General features: G+C 54.7%; 16 protein-coding genes and 2 tRNA genes. 7 read left to right on the forward strand and 11 right to left on the reverse strand.

Annotation, left to right across the window (positions count from 1 at the left end; genetic code table 11):
- The first annotated feature begins 57 nt into the window (after nucleotides 1–57).
- Nucleotides 58–267, forward strand: coding sequence for a fumarate hydratase FumD (fumD, locus tag ACQG1Y_RS09710; RefSeq protein WP_003857676.1), 210 nt, complete (start codon nucleotides 58–60; stop codon nucleotides 265–267).
- On the opposite strand, the gene ACQG1Y_RS09715 is transcribed toward fumD, so the two are convergent.
- From ACQG1Y_RS09715 to ACQG1Y_RS09730, 4 genes are read right to left on the reverse strand one after another with little or no spacing between them, the layout of a single operon-like run.
- The gene (locus ACQG1Y_RS09715) at nucleotides 248–934 is read right to left on the reverse strand and encodes an amino acid ABC transporter permease (RefSeq protein ID WP_047057697.1); all 687 of its coding nucleotides are present in this window, start codon (nucleotides 932–934) and stop codon (nucleotides 248–250) included. The two genes, fumD and ACQG1Y_RS09715, sit on opposite strands and share 20 nt — an antisense overlap.
- Nucleotides 918–1664: an amino acid ABC transporter permease gene (locus tag ACQG1Y_RS09720; protein ID WP_047057699.1), complete on the reverse strand. Its 747-nt coding sequence runs from the start codon at nucleotides 1662–1664 to the stop codon at nucleotides 918–920. Before ACQG1Y_RS09720 ends, ACQG1Y_RS09715 begins: the two co-directional genes overlap by 17 nt.
- On the reverse strand, nucleotides 1664–2479 hold the full coding sequence (locus tag ACQG1Y_RS09725; protein WP_426736736.1) for an amino acid ABC transporter ATP-binding protein: 816 nt from the start codon (nucleotides 2477–2479) through the stop codon (nucleotides 1664–1666). The genes ACQG1Y_RS09720 and ACQG1Y_RS09725 overlap by 1 nt, the downstream gene beginning before the upstream one ends.
- A 1-nt stretch (nucleotide 2480) precedes the next feature.
- Nucleotides 2481–3311 carry an ABC transporter substrate-binding protein gene (locus tag ACQG1Y_RS09730; RefSeq protein ID WP_368740518.1) on the reverse strand — a complete coding sequence of 277 codons (831 nt, stop codon included), beginning with the start codon at nucleotides 3309–3311 and terminating at the stop codon, nucleotides 2481–2483.
- A gap of 245 nt (nucleotides 3312–3556) precedes the next feature.
- On the opposite strand from ACQG1Y_RS09730, the gene ACQG1Y_RS09735 reads away from it, so the two are divergent.
- Nucleotides 3557–3724, forward strand: coding sequence for a hypothetical protein (locus tag ACQG1Y_RS09735; protein WP_032653328.1), 168 nt, complete (start codon nucleotides 3557–3559; stop codon nucleotides 3722–3724).
- 144 nt (nucleotides 3725–3868) lie between these two features.
- Nucleotides 3869–5275 carry a DUF1996 domain-containing protein gene (locus ACQG1Y_RS09740; protein ID WP_047741359.1) on the forward strand — a complete coding sequence of 469 codons (1407 nt, stop codon included), beginning with the start codon at nucleotides 3869–3871 and terminating at the stop codon, nucleotides 5273–5275.
- A gap of 59 nt (nucleotides 5276–5334) precedes the next feature.
- On the opposite strand, the gene ACQG1Y_RS09745 is transcribed toward ACQG1Y_RS09740, so the two are convergent.
- Nucleotides 5335–5475: a hypothetical protein gene (locus ACQG1Y_RS09745; protein WP_003857665.1), complete on the reverse strand. Its 141-nt coding sequence runs from the start codon at nucleotides 5473–5475 to the stop codon at nucleotides 5335–5337.
- A gap of 125 nt (nucleotides 5476–5600) precedes the next feature.
- On the opposite strand from ACQG1Y_RS09745, the gene ACQG1Y_RS09750 reads away from it, so the two are divergent.
- Both ACQG1Y_RS09750 and ACQG1Y_RS09755 read left to right on the forward strand, forming a co-directional pair.
- Nucleotides 5601–6383 (forward strand): MBL fold metallo-hydrolase, encoded by a 783-nt coding sequence (locus tag ACQG1Y_RS09750; protein ID WP_047741357.1) that lies wholly within the window; start codon nucleotides 5601–5603, stop codon nucleotides 6381–6383.
- A 72-nt stretch (nucleotides 6384–6455) separates the two neighbouring features.
- Complete coding sequence (locus ACQG1Y_RS09755; RefSeq protein ID WP_015570694.1) at nucleotides 6456–7091, forward strand: carbonic anhydrase; 636 nt, start codon at nucleotides 6456–6458, stop codon at nucleotides 7089–7091.
- Between the two features lie 28 nt (nucleotides 7092–7119).
- On the opposite strand, the gene ACQG1Y_RS09760 is transcribed toward ACQG1Y_RS09755, so the two are convergent.
- A complete protein-coding gene (locus ACQG1Y_RS09760) occupies nucleotides 7120–8715 on the reverse strand; it encodes an FAD-NAD(P)-binding protein (protein WP_047735028.1) in 1596 nt (531 codons plus the stop codon).
- A 678-nt stretch (nucleotides 8716–9393) separates the two neighbouring features.
- Here ACQG1Y_RS09760 and ACQG1Y_RS09765 point away from each other — a divergent pair.
- Nucleotides 9394–9864 carry an Hsp20 family protein gene (locus ACQG1Y_RS09765; RefSeq protein ID WP_026080712.1) on the forward strand — a complete coding sequence of 157 codons (471 nt, stop codon included), beginning with the start codon at nucleotides 9394–9396 and terminating at the stop codon, nucleotides 9862–9864.
- A 179-nt stretch (nucleotides 9865–10043) separates the two neighbouring features.
- Here the strand turns inward: ACQG1Y_RS09765 and ACQG1Y_RS09770 are convergent.
- From ACQG1Y_RS09770 to mdtK, 3 genes are all read right to left on the reverse strand, one after another.
- Nucleotides 10044–10120: transfer RNA gene (locus ACQG1Y_RS09770), tRNA-Val, on the reverse strand.
- A 4-nt stretch (nucleotides 10121–10124) separates the two neighbouring features.
- A tRNA-Val gene (locus ACQG1Y_RS09775) sits at nucleotides 10125–10201 on the reverse strand.
- A gap of 153 nt (nucleotides 10202–10354) precedes the next feature.
- Entirely contained in the window at nucleotides 10355–11728 is a 1374-nt protein-coding gene (gene mdtK / locus ACQG1Y_RS09780; RefSeq protein ID WP_414234579.1) for an MdtK family multidrug efflux MATE transporter, read from the reverse strand.
- Nucleotides 11729–11953: 225 nt separating this feature from the next.
- Here mdtK and ACQG1Y_RS09785 point away from each other — a divergent pair, with 225 nt between their 5' ends.
- Nucleotides 11954–12595 (forward strand): riboflavin synthase, encoded by a 642-nt coding sequence (locus tag ACQG1Y_RS09785; protein ID WP_015570688.1) that lies wholly within the window; start codon nucleotides 11954–11956, stop codon nucleotides 12593–12595.
- Between the two features lie 31 nt (nucleotides 12596–12626).
- Here ACQG1Y_RS09785 and cfa read toward each other — a convergent pair whose 3' ends face one another.
- Both cfa and punC read right to left on the reverse strand, forming a co-directional pair.
- Complete coding sequence (gene cfa / locus ACQG1Y_RS09790) at nucleotides 12627–13775, reverse strand: cyclopropane fatty acyl phospholipid synthase (RefSeq protein ID WP_017384609.1); 1149 nt, start codon at nucleotides 13773–13775, stop codon at nucleotides 12627–12629.
- A gap of 298 nt (nucleotides 13776–14073) precedes the next feature.
- The gene (gene punC, locus ACQG1Y_RS09795) at nucleotides 14074–15273 is read right to left on the reverse strand and encodes a purine nucleoside transporter PunC (RefSeq protein WP_063659905.1); all 1200 of its coding nucleotides are present in this window, start codon (nucleotides 15271–15273) and stop codon (nucleotides 14074–14076) included.
- Nucleotides 15274–15319 lie beyond the last annotated feature (46 nt).

Consider the following 15319-nt stretch of genomic DNA (forward strand, 5'->3'; position numbering starts at 1 on the left):
TTGTATCCAGCCGACGAATGATTTAAGCTGACGGTTTAGGGCAACGGAGTGATGGCAATGGGCAATGTGACCAAAGACGAAGCGCTTTACCAGGAGATGTGTCGGGTGGTAGGCAAGGTCGTTCTCGAAATGCGTGATTTAGGGCAGGAGCCGAAACATATTGTCATTGCGGGCGTTCTGCGTACCGCGCTGGCGAACCAGCGCGTTAAGCGCAGTGAGTTGACCACCAAAGCGATGGAAACGGTGGTTAAAGCGCTGGCCGGCTGACGCGCCAGCGCTTCGCGAGCAGCTCAAGCGAGCAGCAGAGCAGGTAATAGATTACACCCGTGAAGATAAAAATGGCCGCCGGGTAAATTTGCACCCGGTTGTTGATCTGTCCCGCCACCGTGGTCAGTTCAGGAACGTTCACGATAAACGCCAGCGACGTATCCTTCAGCAGGCTGATAAAAATCCCCACCAGCGACGGCAGAATATTTCTCAGCGCCTGCGGCAGCAGCACGCGCCACAGCGTTTGCTGCGTACTGAACCCTTGAGAAAGCGCGGCCTCATTCTGGCCCGACGGCAGAGCTCTCAGTCCGGCTAACACCGAATGCATCACCGCAGCCGCGGTAAACCAGGCCAGCGCCAGCGTGACGGTCGTCGCGCCCGGGAGATCCCTGCCGGTTATCAGTGGCAGCAGATACCACATCCAGAATATCACGAAGATCAGGGGGATCCCGCGAATCAACTCTGCCCACGCAAACAGCGCACTGCGCACCACGCCGGGATAGCGCCAGGCGACGCAAGCCAGCACAATCCCGCCGGGCAGGGCAAGCGCGGCGGCGCCTGCGGCCATCAGCAGTGAGAGCAGTACGCCGCCGGGTTCTCCCGCAGCCGCACGTCCCCAAAGCAGATAATCCAGGTTTTCGACAACAACGTTAAATCCGGGGATCATGATTTTTCCTCCCTGAATGGGGGCCGAGGCGCACCAGCACGCTTCCCGTCACCATCCCGGTAAGCAAGTAGAGCACCGTACCGACGGTGAAGGCTTCCAGTGCATGGGCGTTGTAACTTTCTATCTGGCGGACCTGGTAGGTCAGTTCGGCGAAGCCAATCCCGCTCGCGAGCGAGGAGAGCTTCATCAGGTTAAGGTACTGGCCGACGACGGGCTGCCACGCGTTAGCGAGCCCCTGTGGCAGAAGAATGTAGCGAAACAGACGCCATGAGGAAAATCCCTGAGCGAGCGCCGCCTCCCGTTGCCCGGCAGGTACGGAACGCAGCCCCGATTCCACTTCTTCAATTAAAAACGCCGAGGTAAAGACGCCTAACCCCCAGGCGGAGCATAAAAACTCTGGCGTAAACCACCAGACGTCACCGGGTAAAATGGACCAGCTGTGGTCTGCGTTCACCGCGTCACGCAGCCCCTGCGGCAACCCGTTCCAGGCGGCGAAATACCAGAACAGCAGCTGTACCAGCAGCGGCGTATTGCGAAACAGCGATACCCAGCAGCTGACGATCAATGTCCCGAAACGTCCCCCGGAAAGCCGCAAAAGCATAAAGAACAAGGCGAGCAGGCTGGCCAGCATAATCCCCGCCAGCGTCACCCACAGAGTGGTGAGAAATCCGGAGAGGATCCAGTGCAGGGGCTGTCCGGCCAGCACCCCCTGCCAGTCCAGAGCGGGCATTACAGTTGCTCCTGATGCAGCGGATCCAGCACTTTTTGCAGGAAACGCCTCGCACGGGGATGCGACGGTCGATTGAAAAATTGCGCCGGGGGCGCGGTTTCCAGAATTTTTCCGCCGTCGATAAAGACGATTCGATCGGCAATTTCCCGGGCGAACTGCATCTCATGGGTAACGACAATCATGGTGATCCCGCTGTGCGCGAGGGTTTTCATCACAAACAGCACTTCGCCAATCATTTCCGGGTCGAGTGCCGACGTCGGCTCGTCAAAGAGAATGATTTGCGGCGACGAGGCCAGAGCACGGGCAATCGCCACGCGCTGCTGCTGTCCGCCGGAAAGTTCAGCGGGGAAGCGGTGCGCCTTCTCCAGCATGCCGACCTTCTCCAGCAGCGCCAGCGCGCGCTCCTGGGCAGGCAGGGGTTTCCAGCCGTGAACGTGCTCCAGTGCCAGGGTAATGTTCTGACTGGCGGTAAGGTGGGCATAGAGATTGAACTGCTGGAACACAAACCCGACGCGGCTGCGTAACTGACGTAGCCTGCTGCCGGAAAGCTGTCCGGTCGGCTTGTGGTCGATCAGAATCTCCCCGCCGCTCAGGCTCTCAAGCTGGTTGATAAGCCGAATCAGGGTCGATTTTCCGGAACCCGAAGGGCCGAGAATGGCAACCACTTCACCCGGCATGATGGTGAGGTTAATGTCGGTTAAAACCGGATGGTCGCCGTAGCGTTTGTCCACATGGCGAAACTCAACGCTGGCCTGTTCCAGACGTGAAAAATCCGCGGCATTGGCCGCGGAGCGTGAAAATAAACCTGAGAGCATATTACCGGGCTTCTATTTTAAAGTTACGAGGCTGTGGAGCTGGGGTGCCTGGACCGAACCAGACGTCATAGATTTTTGCCGCCTGGCCGTTTTTCTCCAGGGTTACCAGCTCATCGTTAACGGCTTTCAGCAGCGCCGTTTCACCCTTTTTCACCCCCACGCCAATCTCTTCTTTACTGAGCAGGTCGGGCAGGATTTTGAAGTCGGCTTTATCCGGCGCCTGCGCCAGCAGACCGGCCAGAATGGTGCTGTCCTGGGTAATGGCCTGCACGTTGCCATTGCGCAGTGCCGTCAGCGCCAGCGGAATATCATCATAAGAGAGGACGCGGGACTGCGAAAAACGCTGGTGCAGCGCCTGTTCACCCGTCGTACCTTTTACGGCGCCAATGCGTGCCCGGCTATAGTCATCAAGCTTGTCCGGTGATTTTGCCGGAACCAGGAACTGCTGGCCGGTGACAAAGTAAGGCGTCGAGAAATCAATGACCTGTGCGCGTTCCGGAGTGATGGTGATATCCGCCACGATGAGATCCGCTTTTCCGGACTGTAGCAGCGGTATACGGTTAGCCGGATTGGTGGCGACCAGTTCAAGCTTTACGCCAAGCGATTTCGCCAGCGCTTTGGCGAAGTCCACGTCGTAACCCACTATCTCATGTGTTTTGGCATCAATCGAGCCAAAGGGTGGATTGGCATCAAACGTGGCCACTTTCACCACGCCTGCTGCCTTGATATCCGCCAGCCGATCGGCCTGCGCCTGCGCTGAAACCAGGCCCCAGGCTGCCACTAATCCCAGAACCTGCGCCCGTTTTTTAAACCCTTTCATTTTTGCAGCCATAGTCATACGCCATCCCGTTGTTTTTGTTTTACCCCGTTACGCTCCCATAAGGGAAAGCTATCGCCAAATAAGAAATCGTTCTTTGCTATGAGAAAAAAAGCATGAGTGAACAAGGTGTTAAAGAAGAGAGCAGACGGCGGGGCGCTATTTGCAGATCCTGCACATCGACAGTGGATTTTGATATTTCCCCCGGGCGCAATTTGGGTGTTTAACTGAGGACAGGTTAAGCGAGAAGGGTAATGACGATGAAAAAATGGATAAGCACGTTACGGCGGTTTTTTGCGCCCCGACCAGTGAATGCGGAGAACAGCGCGCAACGTGTTCTTGAGTCAATACTGCCTGTCGCCAGCCTGTATGGCGTGGACGTAGCCAACATCGACCCGGAGTGGTTCCATGATAAAACGTCACGCTGAACTGCGCCGGACGCGCGAAATGTACTGGAATGAGCTGTGCGTGGTGTCTGTAAAGCGAGGATGAAGGGAAAAATACCCAGGCAAATCCTCGGTAAATGATGGCCGTTTTGTTACCACTATCTCCTTTCACAGATGGAGATAATAATGAAACGGACAGTATTAACCCCCGCGCTTTCTGCCTCCGCACTTCTGCTTACCATGCAGGCGGTACACGCTGGTCCACAGGCGCATGTTGTATGCAGTTATTCCCACACCCTCGGCGATGATGCCATTATGATGTTCGGCATGCCCAATGAGGCTATGCTGCACGATTTTTTTGGTAACGTGCACGCGGATGCTTACTCCAGCCGTGAATCTCTGCGTACCCAGGAAAAGACCACCTGCGATAACAAAGCAGACAGCTCGGCCTACTGGGCTCCGTCGCTAAAATTGCCGGACGGAACGGTAGTCAAACCCGCCTATCAAAAAACCTATTATCAGGCATCGAACGTTGACGCCTGGCCGCTTCATCCGTTTCCGCCGGGGCTGTCGCTGCTGGCGGGCGATCATCATGGCACCGCGCCAAATCCGCATATCACCTTTTTATGCGCCAATGGTAAGGGCTATACCACCAGAACGGGTGAAGTCTGCGGCTTACGCAAGGCGAAGGATGCCGTGCAGTTTAATATCGGCATTCAGTTCCCGAACTGCTGGGACGGGGTCAACCTGAAGCCCGCCCACGGCCTGGCTAACGCCACCTACGATACGAAAGGACAGTGTCCGTCCGCCTTCCCGGTGAAGATCCCGACGGTGAACATGAATATTGCGTACGTGCTCCCGACAATTAGCTCTCTGGATACCAGTAAAGTCCAGCTTTCCCTCGACCCCATCATGCATGGTAGTGAGCGTGAAGAGCGGTGGGGGAGCCTGTATACGGCGCATGCTGACTTCATGAACGGCTGGACGGAAGATGCCGCGCGATTTATGACCGACCTGTGCATGAACCGGGGAATGGATTGCGGCACCACCGTGCCGTATGGTTATTCAAAAGCGAAGGCTAACGTCTGGCTCAGCAGCATGGAACCGGCACTTTCACAGCCCGATCCCCAGGTCTTACTGGTGCAGGATAACTGGAAGAACGGTGGACGCACGAAAAACAGCGAAACATTGTCGCTGGTGAAGTTCAACATCCCTCCGCTGCCTGTCGGACAGGATCCTGCCAAGTTTAAATACCGCGTGAGAATTTATGGCGGGAAAGTGGAAACTGACGGCGCGGATCAAATCTTCTTCTATCCGGCGAGTAACGACTGGGAACCGGCCACCGTGAGCTGGCAGTCACGACCTTCCTGCAACTATCGCTCGGATGCGGTGCTGTACCTGAACCACTCCCGCGAATACCGGATGGTGGACGTGGATAAAGCGGTGCGCAAGGCGCTGGCAGAAGGGAAAACCGACATTTCGTGGTATATCGGCGGCGATCGTCAGGGAAATCACTATCAGTTTGAGACGGGGTCATCTCCCCAAAGCCTGATCCTGATGCTGACCGGGTTTAGCAAAACGCCGGAGATCTGATAGCGGGTAGCAAAAGGCATTCATAAAAAAAAAGCACCGGGGAGCCCGGTGCTTTTTCTTCAGATCTTGCAGGCATCGCCGCAGTCGTCATCGGCGACAATCGCCTGAGCTTTTTTATCCGCATCGTCGAGACGTTCCGCGTTGCGCTCTTCTGCTTCATCCAGCCCGTTAAAGACTAAGTTATCGAGATCAATTTCCATGTGCCACCTGCGTTATTCAGTTTTTGATACTGGCATAGTATAAGTCAAAAAAAGCGGGCCAGGCACCCCTCAGCACATATGGATAATCCCTGCCATACTCAGTGATTTATTGCTGAGGAAAGCCGATGATTACACTCTGTAAAACCTGCGGTACCGCTTACGATGAACAGCCCAAAAACTGCCCGATTTGCGACGATGAGCGCCAGTATGTCCCGGTGACGGGCCAGACATGGACGGACTTCGACAGCCTTACGACCACGCACACCAACAAATGGCAACAGCTGGAGCCGCAGCTGTTCAGCATCAAAACCGTTCCCGCTTTTGCCATCAACCAGCGGGCGCTTCTGCTGCGTACGCCACAGGGCAATGTTCTGTGGGACTGCATCGCCAATCTTGACCCGGCGACCAGAGCGTTAGTTGACGCGTTCGGGGGGATCAGCGCGATCGCGATTTCGCACCCGCATTACTACACCACCATGCAAGAGTGGGCCGCGGCGTTTAACGCACCGATCTACCTGCACGCCAGCGATCGGCAGTGGGTGATGCGTGACAGCCCGGCGATACGCTTCTGGGAGGAGGACGCCCTGGAGATTATGCCTTTGGTGACTCTTCTGCGGCTGGGCGGGCATTTTGCAGGCGGCACGGTGCTGCACTGGCAGTCAGGCGACGGCGTGCTGCTGGCCGGTGATATTTTGCAGGTTACGCCCGGTAAGGACGCCGTGTCGTTTATGTGGAGTTATCCGAATATGCTGCCGCTGCCTGCCCGCACCGTTGAGTCGGTGATTGGTCGACTGACAGGGAAAACGTACCAGCGCCTGTACGGGGCCTTTGAAGGGCAGAACATCCCGGCGAACGCGGATGAGATCGTGCAGCGGTCGGGCCAGAAATATATTGCTTGTCTCGGCTAAGGCGCGGTGGTTAAATTTTACGAGTGTGATCGCGATCATACCTAAACTAAAACAGATAAAAGAGAAATGGCTATGCAACATATCATTGAAGGTTTTCTCAGCTTTCAAAAAGAGATTTTCCCGCAACGTAAAGAGCTTTTTCGTAGTTTAGCGTCCAGTCAGAATCCCAAAGCGCTGTTCATCTCCTGCTCCGACAGCCGTCTGGTTCCGGAACTGGTTACGCAACAGGAGCCAGGACAGCTCTTTGTCATTCGAAACGCGGGCAACATTGTGCCTCCGTTCGGGCCGGAGCCTGGCGGTGTCTCTGCGACCATCGAATATGCTGTTGTTGCCCTGGGCGTGACCGATATCGTTATTTGCGGCCACTCCAACTGCGGCGCAATGAAGGCGATTGCTGACAACGCCGATCTGGAGCCGATGCCGGCCGTTTCCCACTGGCTGCGCTATTCTGATGCGGCAAAAGCGGTGGTTGAGAAGAAAACATGGGATAAGCCAATCGATAAGGTGAATGCGATGGTGCAGGAGAACGTCTTTGCGCAGCTGAGCAATATCAAGACCCATCCGTCGGTGGCGGTAGGCCTGCGCAACAACGCCATTCGCCTGCACGGCTGGGTATATGACATCGAAAGCGGCAAAATCCTTGCCCTGGACAAGAACACTAAATCGTTCGTGTCGCTGTCGGAAAACCCGGACGTCTTCTTCGAGTAACCCGACCCCGCAGGGCAGGGAAGCTCTGTTAAAATTCCATGAATGGTAACTTCCTTCGCACGCCCGACGCAGGTTTTCCAGCCGCTTTCGCCATCGCTTTACCAATTTCAGCGCACTCAGACAAACCCTGAACAAAGGGATGATCGTGCATCAGCCAGGGGATCGCCCCAAAAGCGATGCGCCCCCGCAGTGATGCAGGCGCCAGCAACGTATAGTCTTCCCCCACGTCCGGGACGTCATCGCCGGTTTCCGCAAGCTGTTTACGCAGGGTGGGGAAGGGAATGTCCTTGTTTCTGAGTGGCTTTTGCCCGCGCGCATCAATAAACACGTCGAAGCGGTAACGCTTTTCTGCCGTGGTGATGACGGTCTGATCGCTGCCGATATCCAGGTCGTAATTATCACCGAGTGCGACCACGCTAATGATCCCTGCCTCGCGCAGCGCCAGTAAACGGCGGATAGACTGCGGTGGAATGGCGGCATAATTATCGATAAACACACGCTCCAGCCCGGATTTAAACCGCTCTCTGTCATGCTCACTGAGTGAAGGGACGATGGCCTGAACCACTTCATGCAGACGAAGCACGGTATAGCGCCAGGCAACGGTGCGTTTTTCGCGCTTGTTGCGCTCCACTTCTTTCAGATTCGCTTCGGCCCAGGTGAAAGGGCCATGCTTTTTACGATCCTCAAACCAGACATCACGAAGCGTGTCGGCATTCAGCGTACCGAGCGATATCGCCTGGCACCAGCGCGGATCGGCCAGCTCGAGCTCTTTCACCATCAGCGCAAAGATGCGGTCAAGCAGCCCGTCCGGGCCTTTGGCGATTTCACTTTCCGCCACAGACTCCGTTAACACGGACAGCGGTTCATAAGGGATAGGGCAGTAAAAGTCGGCCTCCGGCAGAACGCCCGTGCGGGACATCAGCGTGATTTTTAGCCCTTCGCTGCCTTTATTGACAATGAACTGCTCCCCGCTAAACCGGCCATGCTGCATCACAACCGCCATTGCAGCGTCCAGCCCGCTGAGGGAGGTACCCATGATCCCCACCTCACAGGCTCGGACCTCCGCGTCCATCAGCCCTGACCATGGGCTTGGGAAATATGCGCGGGTGGTTTCATCTTCATCAGGCCAGACGTGGCCGGTGGCAACAACCGCAAGATCAAACCGCCTTGAGAAAGGGGCATCGTTCACTGAAAGGGCCACGCCGTCTGCATCAGCCTTAATATCCGTGACTTCTGCGTTGGGGTGCACCTCGACATTAAAGCCCGACTTTTTCGCCTCAGCAACGACGGCGAGAAACCGATCGTGAAAATATTCACCCAACAGAATACGCGGCAGGAATTGCCGGTCGTGCAGTTTCTCACTATCGACGTTATAGCGGGCAAGATGGGCCGCACTCTGCTGTTTGAGCCAGTCGAGATAGGTAATAAAAATGGGCGGAATTTCGATACTGGCGATGTTCGCCAGCATCAGCCGGGAATTATCCTCGTCGCTGTAGGGCATACCGACACCGGGTTGGTCTGCCTTTTCGAACACGGTGATCGAAAGCGGTGCTGCGTTGTTAAGAAGTGAGTAAAAGGTATAAATCCCTGTTGGACCTGAGCCGATAATGGCGATTTTTTTCATCGAAAGCGTTCCTGCATTTCTGAACCATAAAATAAGCGTAGCAGGAGAAAGGTTAAATCATTCAATGAAGGAAAAAATTAAGACGTTTTGAAGAGGGGATGTTGCGCCCCTTCCTGAACTTATGGGAAGGTCAATTCAATTGACCCTGGCTGATTAGATATGATTCTGCCTGATTTCTGAAAGGAAAGACTGTTTGGTCCCAGGTTTAACGATTATCTGTATGTGATGGGGGTTAAAAAGTACGGTAACTTCGCCGGCGGGCTTGACCTGCACAGCGTCAGTGAGGAGAACCAGCTGATTTTATCAGGAAAATTCTCCATCTTACGGTCAGTGTACTTTTTAACATGCAGGCTGATGCCGCCCGTGGAAGACAGCCCTGCTCGGGCTCAAAAGATGGCATAGCACACTGTACATCGGATGGTCGTTTTGAGCAGGCATGGTTCCGGGAGCGATATGATCACTACCGAAAGCAGGCTGAGCGGGCGAGAGTGATAGAATTGCGATGAAGTAACGAACAACGGGCTTAACGGCCCGTTGCTTTTTTTAGGTTCCAGTTACATTTTGCAGGCTCCAGAGGTTGAAATATTGTGCGGTAACCTCATATAGAAAGCGGGTAAGGAATATCTGCCCGTAAGACATGAACTTTTTGAATATTCTTTTTTACTGTTCAGGAGGTACATGATGACTCTGAGAGCTTTTCCCATGTTGAACGATCTCTCCGACTCTCTGTTTGCGGACCGTTTTAACCGTATCGATCGCCTTTTTAGCCAGCTAACCGGCAGTACGCCGTTGCCCTCCACGCCTTCTTACAATATCCGGCGGGTGGGTGATAACCGCTATGAACTGACGCTCAGCGTGCCGGGCTGGAAAGAGAGCGAACTGGAAATTGAAACCGTTGGCGGTCAGCTGAATATCAGCGGTAAACGTGAAGAGGAGAAAACCGAAAACGGCGAAGAAGGGTGGATCCATCGGGGTATCAGCCGCAGCGACTTCCGGGCCAGCTATAGTCTGCCGGAGCATGTGAAAGTAACCGGCGCTTCGCTGGAAAACGGCTTGCTGGCGATTGAATTACACCAGGATATCCCGGAAGAAGAGAAACCGCAGCGCATCGCCATCAACAACAACCCGGCGATTGAACATAAGCCGTAATCATTGATTGACGTTGTTTTCACGCCCGGCAAACGCCGGGCGTTTTGCTAACCTGATGGGGCTTATGCCATTCCGCTCTTTCGCGGCACGCGCGGGCTGGAGGTCACTTTCGATGTGCTTAAAAGGTTTGCTGCCTCTGCATGAGGCTGAACGGGAATGAAATGTGCGAGAAAACAGATTGGTGCGTCTGAATGGACTCGAACCATCGACCCCCACCATGTCAAGGTGGTGCTCTAACCAACTGAGCTACAGACGCAGAATGGTGCGTTCAATTGGACTCGAACCAACGACCCCCACCATGTCAAGGTGGTGCTCTAACCAACTGAGCTATGAACGCATTGTGTTGTCGGTGACAACGGGGACGAATATTAGCGGCACAGCCCCAAGGTGGCAAGAGGGAAAATGCATTTTTCTCTCTGATTTCACGCGATTGCTTCATTACCGCGCAAAGTGAAGAGAAAGTAGCCGCCAGCCGGCGGCTACTGTGTCATTAACGTGCAGCGCGCTGCAAAATTACCGCAGACGGCTGACGTTGCAGGAAGCGCATACGCAGCATCATCATAATGGCCGCAGACGTTAAGCCGATGATAAAGCCCATCCAGAATCCGGCTGGCCCCATGCGATCCACCACCAGATCCGTGAGCGCCAGAATGTACCCGCACGGCAGACCCAGCACCCAGTAAGCGATAAAGGTGATGAAGAAGATGGAACGCGTATCTTTATACCCACGCAGCACGCCGCTGCCAATCACCTGGATGGAGTCAGAGATCTGATAAATGGCCGCCAGCAGCATCAGATGCGAGGCCAGGGTCACTACCTCCGGGTTGTCGTTATAGAGCAGGGCAATTTGCTCACGCAACAGCACGGTAAAGAGCGCGGTACAGACTGCCATGCAGACGCCGACGCCGAGGCCGGTGCGGGCTGCCGTTTGCGCGTCCAGCGTCGAGCCTTGCCCCAGACGGAAGCCCACGCGAATCGTCACCGCGGCAGCCAGGGACATCGGCAGGACGAACATCAAAGAGCTGAAGTTCAGGGCGATCTGGTGTCCTGCGACATCAATAATCCCTAACGGCGAGACCAGCAGGGCGACGACGGCAAACAGCGTCACTTCGAAGAACAGCGCCAGCGCAATGGGTAACCCCAGCTGAATGAGACGGGTCATGAGCGTCCAGTCGGGTGCGCTGAACGAGGCGTCGTTACGAATGTCACGCATGGATCGCGCATGTTTAATGTAGGTGAGCATACAACCGAACATCACCCAGTACACCGCAGCCGTTGCCACGCCGCAGCCCACGCCGCCGAGTTCCGGCATGCCAAAATGACCGTAAATGAAGATATAGTTCACGGGAATGTTCACCAGCAAGCCGATAAAGCCCATCACCATGCCCGGCTTGGTTTTTGCCAGCCCTTCACACTGGTTACGTGCCATCTGGAAGAACAGATAGCCGGGCGCGCCCCAGAGCAGGGCACGCAGATAACCGACCGCCTTATCCGCCAGCGCCGGGTCGATATTATGCATGGCGCGAATAATATACCCGGCGTTCCACAGGACGATCATAATCAGGACGGAGACACCCCCGGCCAGCCAGAAGCCCTGGCGCACCTGATGGGCCACGCGGTCGCGTCGACCGGAGCCGTTAAGCTGCGCGATAACCGGCGTCAGCGCCAGCAGCAGGCCGTGACCAAAAAGAATGGCCGGAAGCCAGATTGAGGTTCCGATCGCCACGGCGGCCATATCGGTGGCGCTATAACCACCGGCCATTACCGTATCCACAAATCCCATTGCGGTTTGGGCTACCTGCGCGACGATCACCGGTATGGCCAGTGCCAATAACTGACGCGCTTCGATCATATACTTCTGCACGTGAACACCTTTGTATTGTAGTTATTTGAGAGACTAAAAAGGCCGCCGTTACTGGCAGCAAGAAGAAAAAACAGAGGGATGCCAGCTATTGTAGCGGGGTTTAACTAATTATCTAGTGAAAAAATCGCCAGAAATTGCGCATCACTGGCAACCTGTTTTTTCAACTGTTATTGTGGTGGGATTATACGGTGTCATCGCCGTTCGGAATGAACAGGAGCTGTAAGCATGTTTACTGGTATTGTGCAGGGCACTGCCAAAGTGGTGTCCATTGATGAAAAACCGAATTTCCGCACTCACGTAGTTGAGCTGCCTGAATATATGCTCGACGGCATTGAAACCGGGGCGTCGATAGCGCATAACGGCTGCTGCCTGACGGTGACCGAAATTAACGGTAACCAGATTAGCTTTGATTTAATGAAAGAGACGCTGCGTATCACTAACCTGGGTGAGCTGGTGGTGGGAGATATCGTCAACGTGGAACGCGCGGCGAAATTCAGCGATGAGATTGGCGGGCATCTGATGTCGGGCCATATTATGACCACCGCAGAAGTGGCGAAAATCGTGACCTCGGAAAATAACCGTCAAATCTGGTTTAAGGTGCAGGATCCGTCATTAATGAAATACATCCTTTATAAAGGATTTATTGGCATCGATGGGATTAGTCTGACCGTCGGTGAAGTGACGCCAACGCGTTTTTGCGTGCATTTAATTCCTGAAACGCTGCAACGTACTACGCTTGGCGCAAAAAAACTGGGGCAGCGCGTAAATATCGAAATTGATCCCCAGACCCAGGCGGTCGTGGATACCGTTGAGCGCGTACTGGCGGCGAAAGAGGCGGCGATAATTAAAACCATGGAAGAAGAATAAAAAATAACCCCGGTTAACCGGGGTTATTTTTTCAGCGAGCCACACGCAGACCGTGCTCAATCCCACGACTAAACACCACCTGCCACAGCTGTATATCCCGCGCACGGAACGCGCCCGCACAGGCATTCAGATAATAGCTAAACATCCGTTTGAATCGTTCCGAATAGTTGTCGGCGATTTCAGGCCATGCAGCCTGGAAACGTTCATGCCAGGCCATCAGGGTGGTGTCGTAATCTGCGCCGAAGTTATGCCAGTCTTCCACAATAAAATGCGGTTCGCTGGCGTTCGCAATCTGGCGAACAGAGGGTAAACAGCCATTCGGGAAGATATATTTGTTGATCCAGGGATCCACATTGTTATCGGTGCGTTTAGAGCCGATGGTGTGTAGCAGGAAAATTCCCTCAGGCTTCAGGTTACGATCGGCGACCTCGAAGTAAGTCTTGTAGTTCTTCGGCCCCACGTGCTCGAACATACCTACGGAAACAATGCGATCGAACTGCTCGTTCAGGTCGCGGTAGTCCTGAAGCCGAATATCAACATCCAGACCCAGACAGCGTTCCTGCGCCATCTTCTGCTGTTCAGCGGAAATCGTGACGCCGACTACGCTGACGCCGTAATTTTTCGCCATAAACCAGGCAAGACCACCCCAGCCACAGCCGATGTCCAGCACACGCATACCGGGCTGTAACTGCAATTTATCGCAGATCAGTTGCAGCTTGTCCTGCTGCGCCTCTTCCAGGGTCGTCGCTTTTTTCCAGTATCCGCAGGAGTACTGCATTAAAGGATCGAGCATACGGCTGAACAGATCGTTGCCCAGGTCGTAATGCTCTTTACCGACGATCCACGCCCGTTTTTTACTTTGAAGATTGAACAGGCGGGCGGAGGCAATACGTAAGGTATCTTTGAAATGACGAGGGAGCTGTTTTTCAAGACCGGCGCGTAATACGCTGGAGAAGAACATATCCAGCCGCTCACACTCCCACCAGCCGTCCATATAGCTTTCACCCAGCCCTAACGACCCCTCCTGTAACACGCGTTTGAAAAAATCGGGATGCTTTATCTGGGGATCGGAGGGGGATGAGCCATTAATCGTAATGCCCGCACGTCCCAATAGTTCACTGACGATCCGGGACCAGTTATCGTCCGGAACGCTGACTTCTTCTATACACGATGAACTCATAGCTTCTCCATCACCTTGCTGTGATCAGAACCTTAAAACAGCGTAGACGCTTTTTTGGTTTGTGAGAAATCTCACGGTAAATGCCCGCGAGGCTAATATCCGACGTAGAACAGAGGAAGGGAGATAACCCTTGCCGAAATGCCTTCCATGGTAAAACGGGAGCGCTCCGGCTCCCGTTAACACTTAATATTTATCGTATTTAATCGAACCAAATTTAGTATAGGCCGCAAAATTTGGTGATTCAACAGAAAATTGTTAGCAACCTAATCACTGGTATTTAACATAGTTTCCCGCGCAATCAGGCGTGCGACGTTTCTGTCTGCGCGTTTTCACTCTGCTCGCGATGGGCTGAGGACTGCATCCGATAGCCCAAACCCGCCAGCGCAACGGTGACCAGCATCACGCTGGTGGTGGTGAGCAGCGGGGTTGCAATCAACGCAGAGACCACGAGACTTGCCAGGAAGCACAGGCCAAGTTGCAGGGTATTTTGCAGCGCGGCAGCGCGGCCTGTCGCCTGCGGAAATGGACGCAACGCCTGGGCTACAACAATAGGGTAGATGGCCCCGTTAGCGATCGCCATGACGCAGAACGGAATCAAAATTTCTGCAAGCCCGGCGCTGGGAATAAAGCCGACAGCCCAGGTCGCAATCACGCTTAGCGCATACAAAACCAGCAGCCAGGGCAGCATCTGTTGGCCTTCCCATTTTTGCAGCGCGGCGCGACAGCCATAGCCACCCACCAGGAAGGCGATGGTCTGTGGTACATAGCTCAGGCCGATAGCCGCCGGGCTGTAGCCCATGTCATGCAGAATGAACGGCGAGCCGGTTAGCCAGGCAAAGAAGCTGGCAGAGCAGGCAGCATAAATCAGCACGTTACCGCGATAGGCTTTCGACCGCAGTAAAGAGGTAAAGGTGATGGGCTTTGCGTCCGGATGCGTCTCTTTTTTATGCGCAGGTTTAAGCCCGAAAGAAGGCAGCATCAGGACCAGCGTAATAGCAAAGAGCGTGGCGAAAATGGCCTGCCAGTCGAAATGCGCCAGGATCCAGCTGCCCAGTAACGGGGCAAGCGCCGGCGACAGGCCGACCAGCGGCATAATAGTGGCGAATATGCGGTTAGTGCGCGAGGCGGGGTAGTAATCGGTCACCAGCGCCTGCCAGGTCACCGCTGCGGCGCAGACACCGACCGCCTGAATAAAGCGCAGCGCCAGCAGCCAGGCGGCATCGCGGACCCACAGCATGCCCAGACAGCCTACGGCAAAAATCGCCAGCCCCAACAACAGGACGGGCTTACGGCCAAAACGATCCGAGAGCGGCCCCCACAGCAATTGCGCAAAAGCAAAGCCAGCGAGGAACAAACTTAAACTGGCGCTGATGGCGGCGGCAGGGGTTTGCAAATCTTCCTGCATCGCGGCGAACGCGGGCAGATACATATCGGTCGCCAAAAAGCCCAGCACGCTTAAGCCGCCGAGCCAGACTAAAAATCCTTTCCTGGGTTGCACTTTTTTTCTCCTGAGGAGGCAGGTGTACGTTGGCGCAGAGTGTAGG

This window comes from Enterobacter cloacae complex sp. 397G4 (assembly GCF_050031515.1).
GTDB lineage: Bacteria > Pseudomonadota > Gammaproteobacteria > Enterobacterales > Enterobacteriaceae > Enterobacter > Enterobacter hormaechei_C.